This window comes from Caballeronia choica (assembly GCF_001544535.1).
GTDB lineage: Bacteria > Pseudomonadota > Gammaproteobacteria > Burkholderiales > Burkholderiaceae > Caballeronia > Caballeronia choica.
In genome coordinates this window covers 58,148-74,315 of sequence record NZ_FCON02000011.1, presented here as the reverse complement: position 1 = coordinate 74,315, position 16,168 = coordinate 58,148, and the positions used below count along the sequence as shown (strand labels likewise).

The 16,168-nt window shown below is 64.2% G+C and carries 18 protein-coding genes; 4 read left to right on the top strand and 14 right to left on the bottom strand.

Annotation, left to right across the window (positions count from 1 at the left end):
• Positions 1 to 11: 11 nt before the first annotated feature.
• Both AWB68_RS07475 and AWB68_RS07470 read left to right on the top strand, forming a co-directional pair.
• On the top strand, positions 12 to 1,484 hold the full coding sequence (locus AWB68_RS07475) for an NAD-dependent succinate-semialdehyde dehydrogenase (protein ID WP_087643708.1): 1,473 nt from the start codon (positions 12 to 14) through the stop codon (positions 1,482 to 1,484).
• Positions 1,481 to 2,458, top strand: a complete 978-nt coding sequence (locus tag AWB68_RS07470; protein WP_087643707.1) for a M14 family metallopeptidase — start codon at positions 1,481 to 1,483, stop codon at positions 2,456 to 2,458. Before AWB68_RS07475 ends, AWB68_RS07470 begins: the two co-directional genes overlap by 4 nt.
• A 203-nt stretch (positions 2,459 to 2,661) precedes the next feature.
• Here AWB68_RS07470 and AWB68_RS07465 read toward each other — a convergent pair whose 3' ends face one another.
• The 10 genes from AWB68_RS07465 to AWB68_RS07420 form a co-directional block, all read right to left on the bottom strand.
• Positions 2,662 to 3,699: a branched-chain amino acid ABC transporter permease gene (locus tag AWB68_RS07465; RefSeq protein WP_087643706.1), complete on the bottom strand. Its 1,038-nt coding sequence runs from the start codon at positions 3,697 to 3,699 to the stop codon at positions 2,662 to 2,664.
• An 8-nt stretch (positions 3,700 to 3,707) separates the two neighbouring features.
• Positions 3,708 to 4,592, bottom strand: coding sequence for a branched-chain amino acid ABC transporter permease (locus AWB68_RS07460; RefSeq protein WP_087643705.1), 885 nt, complete (start codon positions 4,590 to 4,592; stop codon positions 3,708 to 3,710).
• Positions 4,593 to 4,614: 22 nt separating this feature from the next.
• The gene (locus AWB68_RS07455) at positions 4,615 to 5,385 is read right to left on the bottom strand and encodes an ABC transporter ATP-binding protein (protein ID WP_087643704.1); all 771 of its coding nucleotides are present in this window, start codon (positions 5,383 to 5,385) and stop codon (positions 4,615 to 4,617) included.
• A complete protein-coding gene (locus AWB68_RS07450) occupies positions 5,366 to 6,136 on the bottom strand; it encodes an ABC transporter ATP-binding protein (RefSeq protein ID WP_087643703.1) in 771 nt (256 codons plus the stop codon). The genes AWB68_RS07455 and AWB68_RS07450 overlap by 20 nt, the downstream gene beginning before the upstream one ends.
• A 19-nt stretch (positions 6,137 to 6,155) precedes the next feature.
• Positions 6,156 to 6,845: a DUF2848 domain-containing protein gene (locus AWB68_RS07445; protein ID WP_087643702.1), complete on the bottom strand. Its 690-nt coding sequence runs from the start codon at positions 6,843 to 6,845 to the stop codon at positions 6,156 to 6,158.
• A gap of 76 nt (positions 6,846 to 6,921) precedes the next feature.
• Complete coding sequence (locus tag AWB68_RS07440; protein WP_087643701.1) at positions 6,922 to 8,154, bottom strand: ABC transporter substrate-binding protein; 1,233 nt, start codon at positions 8,152 to 8,154, stop codon at positions 6,922 to 6,924.
• Positions 8,155 to 8,218: 64 nt separating this feature from the next.
• Entirely contained in the window at positions 8,219 to 8,449 is a 231-nt protein-coding gene (locus tag AWB68_RS07435; RefSeq protein WP_200828650.1) for a hypothetical protein, read from the bottom strand.
• A gap of 2 nt (positions 8,450 to 8,451) precedes the next feature.
• Positions 8,452 to 8,838, bottom strand: coding sequence for a cupin domain-containing protein (locus tag AWB68_RS07430; protein WP_087643700.1), 387 nt, complete (start codon positions 8,836 to 8,838; stop codon positions 8,452 to 8,454).
• A 97-nt stretch (positions 8,839 to 8,935) separates the two neighbouring features.
• Complete coding sequence (locus tag AWB68_RS07425) at positions 8,936 to 10,417, bottom strand: 4-hydroxyphenylacetate 3-hydroxylase family protein (protein WP_087643699.1); 1,482 nt, start codon at positions 10,415 to 10,417, stop codon at positions 8,936 to 8,938.
• Between the two features lie 32 nt (positions 10,418 to 10,449).
• Entirely contained in the window at positions 10,450 to 10,989 is a 540-nt protein-coding gene (locus AWB68_RS07420; RefSeq protein WP_087643698.1) for a flavin reductase family protein, read from the bottom strand.
• Positions 10,990 to 11,265: 276 nt separating this feature from the next.
• On the opposite strand from AWB68_RS07420, the gene AWB68_RS07415 reads away from it, so the two are divergent.
• Positions 11,266 to 12,489 (top strand): IscS subfamily cysteine desulfurase, encoded by a 1,224-nt coding sequence (locus AWB68_RS07415; RefSeq protein ID WP_087643697.1) that lies wholly within the window; start codon positions 11,266 to 11,268, stop codon positions 12,487 to 12,489.
• 23 nt (positions 12,490 to 12,512) lie between these two features.
• Here the strand turns inward: AWB68_RS07415 and AWB68_RS07410 are convergent, their stop codons facing one another.
• On the bottom strand, positions 12,513 to 13,055 hold the full coding sequence (locus tag AWB68_RS07410; RefSeq protein ID WP_087643696.1) for a MarR family winged helix-turn-helix transcriptional regulator: 543 nt from the start codon (positions 13,053 to 13,055) through the stop codon (positions 12,513 to 12,515).
• Between the two features lie 109 nt (positions 13,056 to 13,164).
• On the opposite strand from AWB68_RS07410, the gene AWB68_RS07405 reads away from it, so the two are divergent.
• Positions 13,165 to 13,752 (top strand): nuclear transport factor 2 family protein, encoded by a 588-nt coding sequence (locus AWB68_RS07405; protein ID WP_087643695.1) that lies wholly within the window; start codon positions 13,165 to 13,167, stop codon positions 13,750 to 13,752.
• A gap of 30 nt (positions 13,753 to 13,782) precedes the next feature.
• Here AWB68_RS07405 and AWB68_RS07400 read toward each other — a convergent pair whose 3' ends face one another.
• The 3 genes from AWB68_RS07400 to AWB68_RS07390 are packed head-to-tail and all read right to left on the bottom strand — an operon-like array spanning position 13,783 to position 16,153.
• Positions 13,783 to 14,652 carry a LytR/AlgR family response regulator transcription factor gene (locus AWB68_RS07400; RefSeq protein ID WP_235028246.1) on the bottom strand — a complete coding sequence of 290 codons (870 nt, stop codon included), beginning with the start codon at positions 14,650 to 14,652 and terminating at the stop codon, positions 13,783 to 13,785.
• Positions 14,649 to 15,779: a sensor histidine kinase gene (locus tag AWB68_RS07395; protein WP_160109983.1), complete on the bottom strand. Its 1,131-nt coding sequence runs from the start codon at positions 15,777 to 15,779 to the stop codon at positions 14,649 to 14,651. Before AWB68_RS07395 ends, AWB68_RS07400 begins: the two co-directional genes overlap by 4 nt.
• Complete coding sequence (locus AWB68_RS07390; protein ID WP_160109982.1) at positions 15,776 to 16,153, bottom strand: DUF2306 domain-containing protein; 378 nt, start codon at positions 16,151 to 16,153, stop codon at positions 15,776 to 15,778. The genes AWB68_RS07395 and AWB68_RS07390 overlap by 4 nt, the downstream gene beginning before the upstream one ends.
• Positions 16,154 to 16,168: the final 15 nt, after the last annotated feature.

Here is a 16,168-nt window from a genome sequence, read left to right as displayed (position 1 = left end):
GAGTTCGCACCATGACACGCAAGTTTGAATTGAGCGACCTGATCCGCCCGGACAATTTCATCGACGGCAAGTGGGTCGCTGCCGTCAGCGGCAAGCGCTTCGGCGTGACGAACCCGGCGACGGGCGAAGTGATCGCCGATGTCGCCGATAGCGGCGCGGCCGACGCGCGCGCCGCGACCGACGCCGCCGCGCGCGCGTTCCCCGCATGGCGCGACGCGCTGCCGAGCGAGCGGGCCGCCGTGCTGCATCGCTGGCACGCACTGATGCTCGAAAACGCCGACGCGCTCGGTCGGCTCGTCTCGCTCGAACAGGGCAAGCCGTTCGCCGAAGGACGCGGCGAGGTGCTGTACGGCGCGTCGTATGTCGCGTGGTTCGCCGACGAAGCGACGCGCATCTACGGCGACATCATTCCGCAGCAGCAGCGCGGCAAGCGCATGAGCGCGATCAAGGAGCCCGTCGGCATCGTCGCGGCGATCACGCCGTGGAATTTCCCGCTCGCGATGATCGCGCGCAAGATCGCGCCCGCGCTCGCGGCGGGCTGCACGGTGGTCGGCAAGCCGGCCGAGGACACGCCGCTCACCGCGCTCGCGCTCGTGCTGCTCGCGCATGAAGCGGGCGTGCCGCCCGGCGTGCTCAACCTGATTTCGGCGTCGCGCGAGAACGCGATTCCCGCCGTCGCGGACTGGCTGCATGATGGGCGCGTGCGCAAGATCACGTTCACCGGCTCGACGCCGGTCGGCAAGTATCTCGCGCGCGAATCGGCGGACACGCTCAAGAAGCTCTCGCTGGAACTCGGCGGTAACGCGCCCTTCATCGTGTTCGACGACGCCGATCTCGACGCCGCCGTCGCGGGCCTGCTCGTCTCGAAGTTTCGCAACGGCGGGCAGACCTGCGTGTGCCCGAATCGCGTGTACGTGCAGTCGGGCGTGTACGAGAAGTTCGGCGACCTGCTTGCCAGGCGTGTCGCCGCGCTGAAGGTCGCGCCCGCGACCGACCCCGACGCGCAGATCGGCCCGATGATCAACGCCCGCGCGATCGACAAGATCGCGCGCCACGTCGACGATGCCGTGCACAAAGGCGCGCGCGTGCTGACGGGCGGCAAGCGCCTGACATCGGTCGGGCCGAACTACTACGCGCCGACCGTGCTCGCCGATGCGACGAGCGCGATGCAATTGAGTTGCGAGGAAACCTTCGGGCCGGTGGTGCCGCTCTTTCGCTTCGACGACGAAGCCGAAGCGATCCACGCCGCCAACGACACACCGTTCGGCCTTGCCTCGTACTTCTATAGCAACGACGTGCGCCGCATCGACCGCGTGGCGCGTGCGCTCGAAGCGGGCATCGTCGGCATCAACGAGGGGGCGATCTCCAGCGAGGCGGCGCCGTTCGGCGGCGTGAAGGAATCGGGCTACGGACGCGAAGGATCGAAGTACGGCCTCGACGATTACCTGTCGATCAAGTATCTCTGCCAAGGGGGACTCGAATGAGCACGCAAGCCTATCCGATCGAACTCACGTTTCCCGACATCTCCGCTCACGAGCACAGCGATTCGGGCATTGCCTACGTGCATACGTTCGACTCCGGCGTGGCCGGCCCGCACGTGATGATCAACGCGCTCACGCATGGCAATGAAGTGTGCGGAGCCATCGTCGTCGATGCGCTTTTGCGCGCGAAGCTGCGCCCGCGACGCGGACGCCTCACGCTGGCGTTCGCGAACGTCGCGGCTTATCGAAGCTTCGATGCATCGAAGCCCGATGCCGCGCGCTTCGTCGATCAGGACTTCAACCGCGTGTGGACCGCGAAGACCCTCGACGACACGTCGCGTGTCTCGAGCGAACTCGAACGCGCGCGCGCGATGCGCCCCGTGATCGATACGGTCGACCTGCTGCTCGACCTCCATTCGATGCACGAGAAGAGCGCGCCGCTGATCGTCGCGGGACCGCTTGCGAAGGGCATCGAACTGTCGGCGAGGCTCGGCACGCCCGCGACGGTCATCTGCGACGAAGGCCATCCGGAAGGCCGCCGCATGCGCGATTACGAGGGTTTCGGCGATCCGGCGAGCCCGAAGAACGCGCTGCTCATCGAATGCGGGCAGCACTGGGAAGCGAGCGCTGTCGGCGTCGCTCGGAATGTCACCGCGCGGTTTCTGGCGTTGTCGGGCGTGGTCGATTCGAGCGATTTGCCGCAAGACTGGTTCGCTCCGGTGCCCGATGAAATGCTCGTGGTGCGCGTGACTGAGCCGGTCGTTGCCCGCAGCATGGATTTCAGGTTCGCCGGGGCATATACGGGCCTCGAAGTCTTCGACAAGGCGGGCAGCGTGATCGGCTGGTCCGATGGCGAACCGGTCGTCACGCCCTATGACGACTGCATGCTCGTCATGCCGTCGCTCAGGCAATTGCGACCCGGCGTGACGGTCGTGAGGCTGGGCAGGATCGAGCAGCGGATCGCGGCTTCGGGCTGAGGTCTGGCGGGAGGCGCATCCGGCCATCCCGCCGTCGCCAGGCGAGTCACGCGCAAAATTATCTTTTCATTCAGCCGCTTGGTCTCATCCCGCGCGGGTTATCCACAAGTCTTTCAACAGAAACGGTGGATAACTGTCACGTCGGTGTGATCGGGTGCGGTTCCTCGACCTTGGCCATCTGCCGGACCGTGGAACGATGATTGCTAGCGCAGGAAGCGACGCCCGACTTCACCCCCGCTGCACGAGCCGCCCGAACGCCCCCCCCCCCGTGCATCCTCGCGACGCGCCAGCCACCGGGCGCCTTCGCCGACTATGCCGCGCCGGAACAACAGCACGCAGACGACGAACATCACGCCGGTGACGATGCTGGCCGATTCGCCGAGGCCCTGAAACCACGCGATATGCGTCAGCTCCGCGAGCCATGTGCCGAACGCGGCGAGCTTGGTCTCCAGCCCGACGACAATCACCGCGCCCACGACCGGCCCGAGCCGCGTGCCGAGTCCGCCAAGCAGCGTCATCAGGATCACGGCGCCCGACATCGTCCAGTGCACGTCGGACAGCGTCGCGAAGCCGAGCACGAGCGTCTTCATCGCGCCCGCGAGGCCCGCGAGCGCCGCCGAAATCACGAACGCGAGCAGCTTGAAACGATCGACGTCGTAGCCGAGGGAAATCGTGCGCGCCTCGTTTTCCTTCAGCGCGGTCAGGATCTTGCCGAACGGCGAATCGACGACGCGCCCGATGAAGACGAATGCCGCAGCCGAGATCGCGAGCACGACGAAGTAGAGCGTCAGGTCGTCGTCGAGCGAAATCGCACCGAACAGCCGCCCGCGACCCACGCCCTGCAGGCCGTCCTCGCCGCCCGTGAATGGCGCCTGCACGCAGAAGAAGTAGATCATTTGCGCGAGCGCGAGCGTCACCATCGCAAAGTAGATGCCCTTGCGGCGAATCGCGACCAGTCCGAACACGAACCCGAGCGCCGCGCCCACGCCCGTGCCGAGCAGCAGCGCAAGTTCGGGCGAGACACCGTGGTCGCGCAGCGCGCTGCCCGCGACATACGCGGCGCCGCCGAAGAACGCAGCATGGCCGAACGACAACAGGCCGACGTAGCCGAGCAGCAGATTCAGCGAGCAAGCGAACAGCGCGAAGCACATCAGCTTCATCAGGAACACCGGATACGCTCCGAGCCAGGGAGCCACGGCCAGAGCGGCCAACACGACAACGCCTGCAGTGCGATTACCCATCATCCACCTCACTTGACTTGACCAAACAGCCCGGCGGGACGCACGAGCAGGACGAGCGCCATCACGACGAACACGACCGTCGCCGACGCTTCCGGATAGAACATCTTCGTCAGGCTTTCGATTACGCCGAGGCCCAGACTCGTGAGCACGGAACCGGCGATCGAACCCATTCCGCCGATCACGACGATCGCGAACACGGTGATGATGACGCTCTGCCCCATCAGCGGCGAGACCTGCACGACGGGCGCCGCCAGCACGCCGGCCAGGGCCGCGATGGCCACGCCGAGCCCGTAGGTCAGCGTGACCATGCCCGGCACGTTGACGCCGAATGCCGCCACGAGCCGCGGGTTCTCGGTGGCCGCGCGCAGCAGTGCGCCGAGCTTCGTGCATTCGATCGCCCACCACGCGCCGGCGCACACAGCGAGCGACGCTGCCACCACCCACGCGCGATAGCCGGGCAGCATCATGAAGCCGAGGTCCACGGGACGCATCAGCCCTTCAGGCGCGGCATACGACATGCCCGACGCGCCATACGCAGAGCGCGATATGCCTTCGATGATCAGTGTCACGCCGAGCGTGAGCAGCAGCCCGTACAGCGGATCGAGCGCGTAGATCCGGCGCAGCATCGTGCGCTCGACGAGCATCCCGAGCACGCCCGCCGCGACGGGCGCGCAGATCAGCATCGGCCAGTAGCCGAGACCGAGATAGGTCGTGCCCATCCATGCGAAGAGCGCGCCGAGCATGAAGAACGCGCCATGCGTGAAGTTGATGACATTGAGCAAGCCGAAGATGACCGAGAGGCCGAGGCTCAGCACGGCGTAGAAGCAGCCGTTCATCAGGCCGAGGACGAGTTGGCTCGACATTGCCGCGAGCGGTATTCCCAGGAGTTCCATGACGATGGTTCCGTTCAGACATTCAGACGTTGAGCAGGGACTGGAGCGTGTGCATCTTTTCGCCGAGACGCGCGGCATCGAAGCTTTCCACGATCGCGCCGTGCTCCATGACGTAAAAGCGATCGGCGAGCGGCGCCGCGAACCGGAAGTTCTGCTCGACCAGGAGGATCGTGTAGCCGCGCGATTTGAGCTTCGCAATGACGCGCGCGAGCATTTGCACGATCACCGGCGCGAGGCCCTCCGAGATTTCGTCGAGCAGCAGCAGGTTCGCGCCGGTGCGGAGAATCCGCGCGATCGCCAGCATCTGCTGCTCGCCGCCGGACAGACGCGTGCCCTGGCTTGCGCGGCGCTCGGCAAGGTTCGGAAACATCTCGTAGATCTCGCTGAGCGGCATGGGCGTGATCGTCGCTCCCCGCACGAGCGGCGGCAGCAGCAGGTTCTCTTCGCAGGACAATCCCGCGAAGATGCCGCGCTCCTCCGGGCAGTAGCCGGTGCCCAACCGGGCGATGCCTTGCGGCGGCATGCCGATGGTCTCGCGGCCGTCGACGCGGATCGAGCCGCGCCGCGTGCCGGTCAGCCCCATGATCGCCTTGAGGGTCGTGCTGCGCCCTGACCCGTTGCGGCCAAGCAGTGTCACCACCTCGCCGCGCGCCGCGCGCAGATCGACGCCGTGCAGGATGTGCGATTCCCCGTACCACGCGTGCAGCCCGGTGACGCTCAACGCGTCAGCGCCTGCCGCGCTTTCCTTTGCCACGGCCGCGCCGTCCAGCCGTTCAATGTTCAAGCGATCCATCTTCAGTCCCCATGTAGGCTTCCTTGACCCGCGGATCGGCGGAGACCGTCTCGTAGGCGCCTTCAGCCAGGATCTCACCGCGCTGCAGAACGGTGATCGTGTCCGAGATGCTCGAGATGATCTTCATGTTGTGCTCGACCATCAGGATCGTCCGGCCGGCCGACACCTTCTTGATGAGCGCCGTGACCCGATCGACGTCCTCGTGTCCCATCCCTTGCGTCGGCTCATCGAGCAGCATCAGCACCGGGTCCATTGCCAGCGTCGTGGCGATTTCCAGCGCGCGCTTGTGGCCGTAGGACAACTCGGCGGTCTTGAGGTCGGCATGGGCGGCGAGGCCCACCTCGTCGAGCAGCGCGAGCGCGCGCTCCCGAAGGCGACCCAGCGCGGCGCTGCTCGTCCAGAAGCGGAACGACACGCCGAGCGCCCGCTGCAATCCGATCGACACGTTCTCGACCAGGCTCAAATGCGGGAAGACGGCGGAAATCTGGAACGATCGAACCACCCCGCGGCGGGCGATCGATGCGGGCGCCGCACGCGTGATTTCGTGACCGTCGAAGAAAATCTGCCCCGAACTCGGCGTCAGGAACTTGGTCAACAGGTTGAAGCATGTGGTCTTCCCGGCGCCGTTCGGCCCGATCAGCGCGTGGATCGTGCCGCGCCGAACGCGCAAGTCGACGCCATTGACCGCGGTGAAGCCGTTGAACTGCTTGGTGAGACGTCTCGTCTCCAGAATCAGGTCTGCATCCGCCATCGCTACTCTCCTTGCCGAGTCAGCCCGCCACCGGCAGCGTCTCGATTGAATATGCATGGCGCAGCGTCCGGCCCAGCACCGGGTCTTCGAGCACGAACTCGAAGCGCTCCGCCGGGCGAATCCCGCCGATCGCCGCGAGCGTGCCGCACAGCATCGCGGTCCCGTCGACGAACCGGCCGCCGCGTTGCGCGAACTGGTCGAGCAGGTCCTGCGGTGCGCGCATCGCCGTCACCTTGCCTTCCTGGTAGAGCACGCGCTCGCCATCGATGGTCGCGTACGAGCGCAACAGCAGTTCGTCCCAGTGACCGGCCACGTCGCTCAGGCGCCACAGCGTGTTCGAGCACGGCTTGTCGCACATCTGTTTCGACACGGTGATGCCGTAGGTCTCGACCTGGCGATCCGTGTGATCGGACGCGATGCCGACATACGTTTCGCCGCCGTCCTTCACCAGTACGAATTCCACCTCGCCGCTGCTCTCCTCGCCCGTCACCTGCATCGTCGGTGCGACGCTGAGCCGGTCCGCCGCGACGCGGTAGAAGACCGGCGTATAGGCCGGCCGCTTCACGCCGAGCTCCTCCAGTTCGCGGATGTGCTTCTCCATCGCGACCGTATCGCGGCCGGTCCAGCCCGCGATGACGAGCGTGTGGATCGCGATCGTGCGTTCGCACCAGCCGTTGCGGCCCGCGATATCGAACGTGATTGCTTTCATCGGATGCTCCTGTTGGCGGACGGGTTCGCGACAGCGCCGCTCTCGTCCGCGGTTATTCGGTTATTCAGCTATTCCGTCACTTCGCGGCGACCAGCGCGCAATGGCTTGCGCTGAGCGGCGCGAACGCCTCCTGCGCGGGAATGGTCTGCTTGATCGTGTAGTAATCCCACGGCTTCTTCGATTGCTGCGGGCTCTTCACCTCGGCGATATACATGTCGTGAACCATCAGGCCGTCGCTGCGGATCGTCCCGTTCTTCGCGAAGAAATCGTTGACGGGCGTCTTGCGCATCTGCGCGAGCACGGCGTCGGAGGCATCGGTGCCGCTCGCCTGAACGGCCTTGAGGTAATGAAGCGTCGACGAGTACACGCCCGCCTGTACGAAGGTCGGCATGCGGCCGGTCTTCGCGTAGAAGCGTTGGGACCACGCGCGGCTCTCGTCATCGCGATCCCAGTAGAACGGCGTCGTCAGCATCATTCCCTGGGCGGACTGCAGGCCGAGGCTGTGGACGTCGCTGATGAACATCTGCAGGCCGGCGATCTTTTGCTTGCCCGGCGCCGTGATGCCGAATTCGCGCGCGGTCTTGATCGCGTTCACCGTGTCGGCGCCCGCGTTGGCAAGGCCGATCACCTTTGCGTGCGACGCCTGTGCCTGCAAAAGATACGAGGACAGGTCCGACGCGTTCATCGGGTGTTTGGACTCACCGGCCACCTTGCCGCCAGCCGCGTTGAGCGCCGCCACCGAATCCTTCTCCAGCGACGCGCCGAGCGCATAGTCGACGGTCAGGAAGTACCACGAGTTGTCGCCAGCGCGAGCCATCGCCTTGACGAGGCTCGTCGTCAACGCATAGGTGTCGTACGAGTACTGGATCGTGTAGGGCGAGCACGCCTCGTTGCTGAGCTTGGTCGTGCCCGCGCCGCTCGCGATCGCGATCCGGTGCTTTTCCTTCGCGACATTCGACACCGCCAGCGCGACGGAAGAAGGCAGCATGTCCTCGACCATATCGACATGCTGGTTGTCGAACCAGTCGCGCGCGACGGTTGCGGCCACGTCGGTCTTGTTCTGGTGATCGGCGCTGATCACCTTGACCGGCGCGCCGAGCACTTTGCCGCCGAAATCATCGACGGCCATTTGCGCGGCGACGACCGAGCCTTTCCCGCCAATGTCGGAGAAGATCGACGACATGTCGGTGAGCACGCCGATCGTCACTGTGCCGTCGCTGAGGTTGGACGCGCTGGCAGCGTCCGGAACGGCGGCACACACCATGGCGGCGGCGACGGATATGGCGGAACACGCCAGATGCTTGAACATGGAACTCCCCTTCGTCACGAATATCGGAATAAAACGGAATCAAGCGGACGCGGCGAACGCGACGTTAGTTGTTTCGACGCACCACTGCCTCGACACCGATGCCGATCGCAAGCAACCGGCGATCGAACATGTGTCGTCCCATCAACATCAGCGCCACGGTTGCATCCTCCGGTGCGTGACACGGGATCGATACCGCGCACAGGTCGAGCATGTTGGCGATCGCCGGATTGCGCAGCAGCAGCCGGTTGATCGACGAATACGCAGGTTCCGCGGCGAGATTGGCGATGCGCGGCATGCTCAGGCCGGATCGTAGTAATGGACTTCCAGCAGCACGCAGCCCTCGTTCGACTTGAACGGGCCGTGCCACGCGCCAGGCGGACGCACCGCATAGGTGTAGCCCTCGAAGGGTCTGCCGCCCTGCCCGTGCTCGTCGTTGCCGACGGTCAGGTCGCCCTGGACCAGAAACACTTCCTCCCAGTAGTCGTGCACGAAGGGCTTCTTCGTGAAGAGGCCTGCCGGCAGTCGCAAGAGGCGCGTGCGGCTGCCTTGCTTGTTGACCGTATCGAGTGCACCGGACAGGATCAGTTCCTGCGCGCCGGAGGCCGGGTCGTAGCCTTCCGGCAACTGCCAGCCCTCCTCCATGTCCAGTCCATGAAACTCGTCGTGAAGTTTGTTGATTGCCATATGTTTCTCCTGTCGGCCAGAGTTGGCGCTCTAGCGCTTACTCTGGCCCGATGCAAAATGGTTGCTGTGGGAATCGCGAAAACGCGTTGAATGAATGTCAGGCGGCGCGCGGCGACTGCGCCAGCTCCGCGCCGAGCGAATAGGTCGACAGCAGGTTGTCGACGAGGCCCGTGGCGCGCTGCCAGTCGTAGCTGCGGTACGCGTGACCCTTCGTGACGAACGACGCGCCGGCATAAAACAACTCGTACTGGTTGTGGCGCGACGCGAATTCGGAGCCGACCGCATCCCATGCGAGCTTGAAGAACTTGACGCGCTCCTCGGCGCTGCAGACGGGCGACTTCTGGGTCTTCTCGATGATGCGCAGCAACTCGGGGTTTTCGAAATCGTGCACGCTCGACGGCAGCATGATCATTCCGCCGCCCGCGAGTTCGCGCAGCGTATTGAGGATCTTCGAATACAACTGCTGCGTGAGGACCTGCGAGCTATAGAGCATGTTGCGGTCCGGCACGTAGTAGCCGTTGACCATGCTTCCCTTTGCTTCCATGCCGTACACGTACGCCTCGACCATCGACGCCTCGGACGCAAGCTGGCCCAGCGTCTCGCGCACCTGCGGGAAGGTGTTGGTGCCGTTGACTTCCGAGATCCTGAGACCCAGGCCGACGAGAAAGCGCAGCTTCGTCATCAGGCGCACCTGGCATTGATAGTTCTGGTAGACGTGCGCCGGAGTCGCATGAAACTGCTTCGCGCACATCGCCACGTCGCCGGCAACGAAGATCCGTTCCCACGGCACCTTGACGTCATCGAAGTACAGCACCGCATCGTTCTCGTCGTAGCGGCTCGACAGCGGGTTGTCGAATACCGAGGGCGCATGCTCCTCGTACGATTTGCGGGACATCACCTTCATGCCCTTCGCATTCATCGGCACCGCAAACGACAGCGCGTACATCTCGTCGCCTGGGCGCAGCGGCTGGATGCAACTGCAGAACACCTCGTTCGCCATGATGCCGCTCGTCGCCAGCATCTTCGCGCCGCGCACCGTGATGCCTTCCGCGTCCTGGTCGACGATGCCGACCGCGAGGTACTTGTCCTCCTGCTCGTGTGCCGACTTCGCCTGATTGGCTTGCGGATTGACGATTACGTAGGTCAGGAAGAGATCGTTGTCACGTGCATATTTGTAGTAATCGCGCAGTGCGCCGGCACGGGCCGGGTCGTACTGCTCGAACAGGTCGATGCCCATGAACATGCCCGAGATGCACGATGCGACGTGATCCGGCGAGCGGCCCATGAAGCCGAAATGCAGTTCCGTCCACGCTTCGAGCGCGGCGCGGCGCTCGACCAGCTGGTCATAGGAAGTGGGCAATTCCCAGATCCGGCTCACGCGGTTTCCCGAGTCGGGCGACACGAAGGTCATCTTCTCGACGTTTTCCGGACGTGCCTGGAAGTCATACAGGCTCGCGTAGCTGCGAATGGAGTTGCGGAACGCGGGATGCGAGGTCACATCGCCGACTGCCTTCCCGTTCAGATAGACCTGACGTCCGTCGCGCAGCGACGCAATGTGTTGAGTGCCATTCTTGATCATGATGTTCTCCAGAAGTAGGTTCGTCTGCGGATTCAGGCCGACGGCGCGTGAACACCGTTGAGCGTGTGGTAGCGGCCGCCGAAGAAGATGAGCGGGCGCCCCTGCGCACGCGCTCGATGGCGGGTGACTCGGCCGACGAAGATCACGTGATCGCCGCCGTCGTATTGCGCATAGGGTTCGCATTCGAATGTCGCGAGCGCGTCGGGCAACAGGACCGGGTCGCTGCACGGGTCCGCTGCGCCGTCGCGCCATCCCCATTTGTCGCCGTTCGCCCTGGCGAAACGATTCGACATGTCGTGCTGGGTCTCTTCGAGCACGTTGACCGCGTAGCTGCCGGCCACGCGCAGGTCGGCCAGGCTCAGGCTGCGCCTGTCGACTGAAAACAGGATCAAGGGCGGATCGAGCGAGACCGAATTGAATGACGCGACCGTCATGCCGATCGGCGGCCCTTCCTGTCGTGGCGCCGTGATCACGGCCACGCCCGTCGCAAACATCGACAATGCCGCCCGGAACTGACGCTGCATGTCCTGAACGTCCTCTTCGCCGCCCGGCCGTACAATGCTATGTGCCATCTCGTCCTCCTTGCTTCGAGCCGCCACCCCGGCGGCTCGTTTGACAGACCAAACAAAGCGTTGTTTATTAGCTTTGTTACATAGCTATTATTAAACGCAACTTCGAAAAGCTATTCAAGCTATCGTTTACCATCGTCAAAAAGCTTTGGAAGAAAGACAACCCTACTGGGCAGATGGATGTTGCCCGGTCGCGACCACCGTCCGCGCTAGACTTCGCCCACCGTCTATCCCGGGCCTTCGCGCGCTGCGAACGGCACGTCCTCTGGAGCACGATCCATGCAATCCCAATCATCCTCACGGCCCATCTACATGGACTACAGCGCGACGACGCCGGTCGATCCGCGAGTGGTCGAGAAGATGGTGCCGTTCCTGTACGAGAACTTCGGCAACGCCGCGTCACGCAGCCACAGCTACGGCTGGGATGCGGAAGCAGCCGTGGAGGCGGCGCGCCGACATGTCGCCGACCTGCTGCACGCGGACCCGCGCGAAATCGTCTGGACCTCCGGCGCGACGGAAGGCAACAACCTCGCGATCAAGGGCGCGGCGAATTTCTACAAGAGCCGGGGCCGCCACATCGTGACGGTGAAAACCGAGCACAAGGCAGTGCTGGACACGTGCCGCGAACTGGAGCGGCAAGGGTTCGACGTGACGTATCTGGACGTCGGGCAGGATGGGTTGCTCGACGTCGATGCAGTGCGAGCGGCATTGCGCGCCGACACGATCCTCGTGTCGGTCATGATGGTCAACAACGAGACGGGCGTAATACAGCCGATCGCCGATATCGGCGCGCTATGCCGCGAGAAAGACATCGTGTTTCATTGCGACGCGGTGCAGGCGGCGGGAAAGATCGTCGTCGATGTCGACGCGCTCGGCGTCGATCTGCTCACGGTGACGGCGCACAAGGTCTATGGGCCGAAGGGCATCGGCGCCTTGTATGTGCGCCGCAAGCCGCGCGTTCGGATCGAAGCGCAAATGCATGGTGGCGGGCATGAGCGCGGCATGCGCTCGGGGACGCTGCCCACGCACCAGATCGTCGGGATGGGCGAAGCCTTTCGTCTTGCGAAGGAAGAGATGGACGCGGAAAGCCGCCGGGTCGGCGAGTTACGCGACCGGCTGCTGGCGGGATTGACGAAGCTCGACGAGGTTTACGTCAATGGCGACCTGACGCGCCGCATTCCGCACAACCTGAACGTCAGCTTCAATTTTGTGGAAGGCGAATCCCTGATCATGGGCATCAAGGGCGTCGCGGTGTCGTCGGGTTCGGCGTGCACGTCGGCGTCGCTGGAGCCGTCGTACGTGCTGCGCGCGCTCGGCCGCAGCGACGAACTGGCGCACAGCTCGATTCGCTTCACGCTCGGCCGCTTCACTACCGAAGCGGAAGTCGACGAGGTGATCCGGCAGGTTCAGGATACCGTGGCGAAGTTGCGCGCGCTAAGCCCGCTGTGGGACATGCATCTCGAAGGCATCGACCTCGGCACCATCGAATGGGCCGCGCACTGATCGTGCGGTCCGGTCCATGCCGGCTATTGCTTTTCCTGGCGCGCGATCAAATGCGACAGGTCGAGTGTCGCGCGATCGCCGTTGGCGACCAGCCGGTCAACCACCGAGCAAAGCGCCTTGAATTCGGTCTTCGTCACGCCTTCGAACAGCACGTTGTTGATGCGCTGCTGCGTTGTCGCCAGTTCCCGGAGCAGCTTCGACGCGGCCGAGGTCACTGTCAGCCGCATCTTGCGCTTGTCTTCGGGATCGGAACGCTTGTCGATCAGGCCGAGTTTCTTGAGCTTGCCGGTTTCGATCGTGACGAACGCGCCGCTCAGATGCAGATGATCGGCGAGCCGATTGACCGTGACCGCTTCGTCGTGCGAGAGATGGGCGATCGAGACGAGCAGCGAATACTGGATGCCGGTCAGGCCGATGAGCGACCCGAAGCCGTCGCGGACGGACAGCAGTCGCGCCGCGAACGGCAGCAAGCCGCTGATCAGATGGCGGAACTCCGTGTCGGTTCCATCGACCAGGCAAGCAGGGTTCGTGATTGTCAGGATCGATTCTTCGGGCTGCTTCGCCATGAGATTACACTCCGGGGTGATATGCGTTTACCTTTGAAAGCTAATTATACGGCAAAGCTTAACCTGGCTCGCACGCCCTCCATGACCGCTTCCTCTTAAGGCTTTTAGCATGATCTCACCTCCATCGCTTTCGTCCGTCCAGTCGCTTCTTGAATGCTATCTGCGCGCAAAGGACCAAAACCGGCCCGAGCTGATCGCCGAATGCTTCGCGCCCGATGCCGAGCTGACCTTTTCGATCGCGACCGACGATATCGACTTTCCTCGCAGCGTGACCGGCGCACCGGCGATCGCCAGGACGCTGGTCGCGGACTTCGGCGATCGCTTTGATCGTTGCCTGACCTACTATGTATGTGCCGCGCCGAAGCTGGATGGCAACGGAGTCTGCGCGATGCCGTGGCTCGTGACAATGCGGCAAAAGGACAACGACGCGCTGCGGCTCGGGAAAGGCACCTATCGATGGCGCGTGGGCCGCGCGTCGGGCGGCATGGACCGGGTCGTCCAATTGCACATCGCGATCGAGCGCATGGACGCGATCAGCGATCCGGGCTCCGTGAAGCTGCGCGGATTGCAGGCCTCGCTGAGGTATCCGTGGCTGCCGCCAGAGGAATTGGCGCAAGGCATGGCGGCGTTTGTCGCAGCCCATCCCGATTCGGACTTTGCATTGCCGTTCCTCCAGCCGGCAGCGTTCCCATGCTGAATTCGACGCCTCCACATCTACGTTGCCGCCTCACATCTGACGAAACAAATGCGCGTACTGTTTGCTCACCGCCACCACGCCACTATGGCCGCGCAACTTGAGCGACATTTTGCCCAACGCGCTAACGGATGCGCTTTCCACCTGGTCGACATTCACCACCGTGCCTCGGTGCACTTGCCAGAAGCGCGCCGGGTCCAGTTGCGCGCACAGTTCCTTGAGGCTCGTGCGAATCAGCACTTCGCCGGTGCGGGTTGTGACGACAACATACTTGTCGGCGGCCTCGAAGTACAACACCTCGTCCACCGGCACGATCCTGATGTCATTGCCGCTGGATGCGCGCAGGTAGCGTAACGGCGCACTCCGCGATGTGTCCTGCGAGCGGTTCTCCGTTTGCACGTTGCGCGTGATCTGCTCCAGTTGACCGAGGAGACGTTGCAGATCCGCGTGCACGTGCGTATCGGCGGCCGCATCCGGCGGCACGTGTGCGCGCGCGAGCAATTCGCGCAATCTGTCGACGGTACGCGCGAGCCGCGCCGGATCGACGGGCTTCAGAAGATAGTCGATGGCGGCGGCGTCGAAGGCGTCCAGCGCATACTGGTCGTAGGCGGTCACGAATACGATCTGCGGCGGCGTCGCGAGCTTCGCGCACGCGCGTGCAACATCGAGACCGGTCGCGCCCGGCATCGAGATGTCGAGGAACGCGACGTCCGGTTGCAATGCTTTAATGCGCTCGATGGCATCGAGACCGTTGACGACGGTCGCGACAATCTGCAATGCGGGCCAGGCCTTCGCCAACTCGCGCTGAAGCGCCGCCGCAATCGGCGGCTCGTCCTCGGCGATCAGCGCGGTCGGCTTGCCGCCGTCATTCTGTGCCGCTGTGCCGGACGGGCGGGTCTTCACGGCTTGCGCGCTCCTTCAGGTCGATCGGCAACGTCCACCGGAAGCAGAACACTCGCGACCGTTCCGTGCGGCGCGTTCTCGAGGAGCGTCAGCGAAGCGCGCCCGCCATAGAGTGCTGCGAGACGGTCCCTCACGTTCGCCAGTCCGATGCCCGTGCCCTGCGTAGCCGGCGTCGCGCCGAAACCGGGGCCCGTATCCGTGATAATCAGTTCGACGTGCCGTTCGCCGCGCTTCGCCCTCAGTTCGACCCGGCCGCCTTCCACCGCCGCCTGAATCCCATGCTTCAGCGCGTTTTCGACAAGCGGTTGCAACAGCATCGGCGGCACGGCGAGGTTCGCGCAATCGGCAGGCAGATCGAGCGAATACGTGAGTCTCGGGCCGAGGCGCATCGCGTGTACGGCAAGCATCGCATCCAGCACCGCGAACTGATCCGCGAGTGTCTCGCTTTCGGCTCTCGACGCTTCCAGCGTCGCCCGCAAAAACCGGTTGAGGCTCCGAAGCAGCTCACGTGCGCGAGGCGGATTGGACACGATGAGGCTGTCCAGGGTCGCGAGCGTATTGAACAGGAAATGCGGTTCGATCTGCGCCTGCAAGGCCTGCAAGCGGGCACGCAGCGCGGTTTTTTCGGCGGACTCCCGAAGCCACGCTGTGCGGGCCACCTGCTCGCTTAGACCGGCGATCCGGGCTCGCGACCAGCCATACCACGTGAGCAGCAGCGTCGCGACAAGTGCGATCCAGCCGGTCATGGCGATTTCTCTGGCCGCGAACATCTTGTCGATGTCGAGGCCGAGCAGCAGGCTCGCGATCAGACGTCCGAGCGCAGCGCCGGCAATGATCGCGCTGACCATCACGACCGCCAGCCTTGGCGCAGTGAGTGCATTCGTGCGCTGAAGGCGAAAGCGGCCGACGTTGAGCAGCAGCATGATCGACAGTCCGATCGCCTCGCTGAAGACGATGTTTTCCCCGAGGCTTTTCCCGATGCCGACCGAGGTGAGCCCCGCCGCGATCAGTGCATTGCCGATGACGACGAGCACCGTCTCGCGGGCATATTCGGCCAGCAGTTGCTTCGTCGGGATGGGCAATCCGGCGGACGCGTCGTGGAATTTGACGTTGCTGCCAGGAGTCATGCGATCCACCCTGTCACGAGGATATTCAGCATGCGGTGCGGCGTCGCCACGGCGGTGGCACCGGCCACGACGAGACCGATGAACGATCCGCGCATGGCAAGCCGGTGACCGCGGACGTTGCCTTGCCGGATCGCCCATATCGCTCGTCCGACACTGACCAACGTGAGCAGCGAAAGCCCGTGCACCCACGACAAATGTCCCCGGTTCAGTTCCCGGATGTCGAACGAACTGAGCGCCGTGGCGAACATCGCCGCGGCCCAGAGACGGCCAAGCCACTTGTGGCGCGTCGTCCCTTTTTCGGCGATGAGCACGGTGCTTCCAAGTATGACAGAAAGGCTTGCGGCGGCGATATGTACGGCGACGATGACAGCCATGCTGGCTCTCCCTGA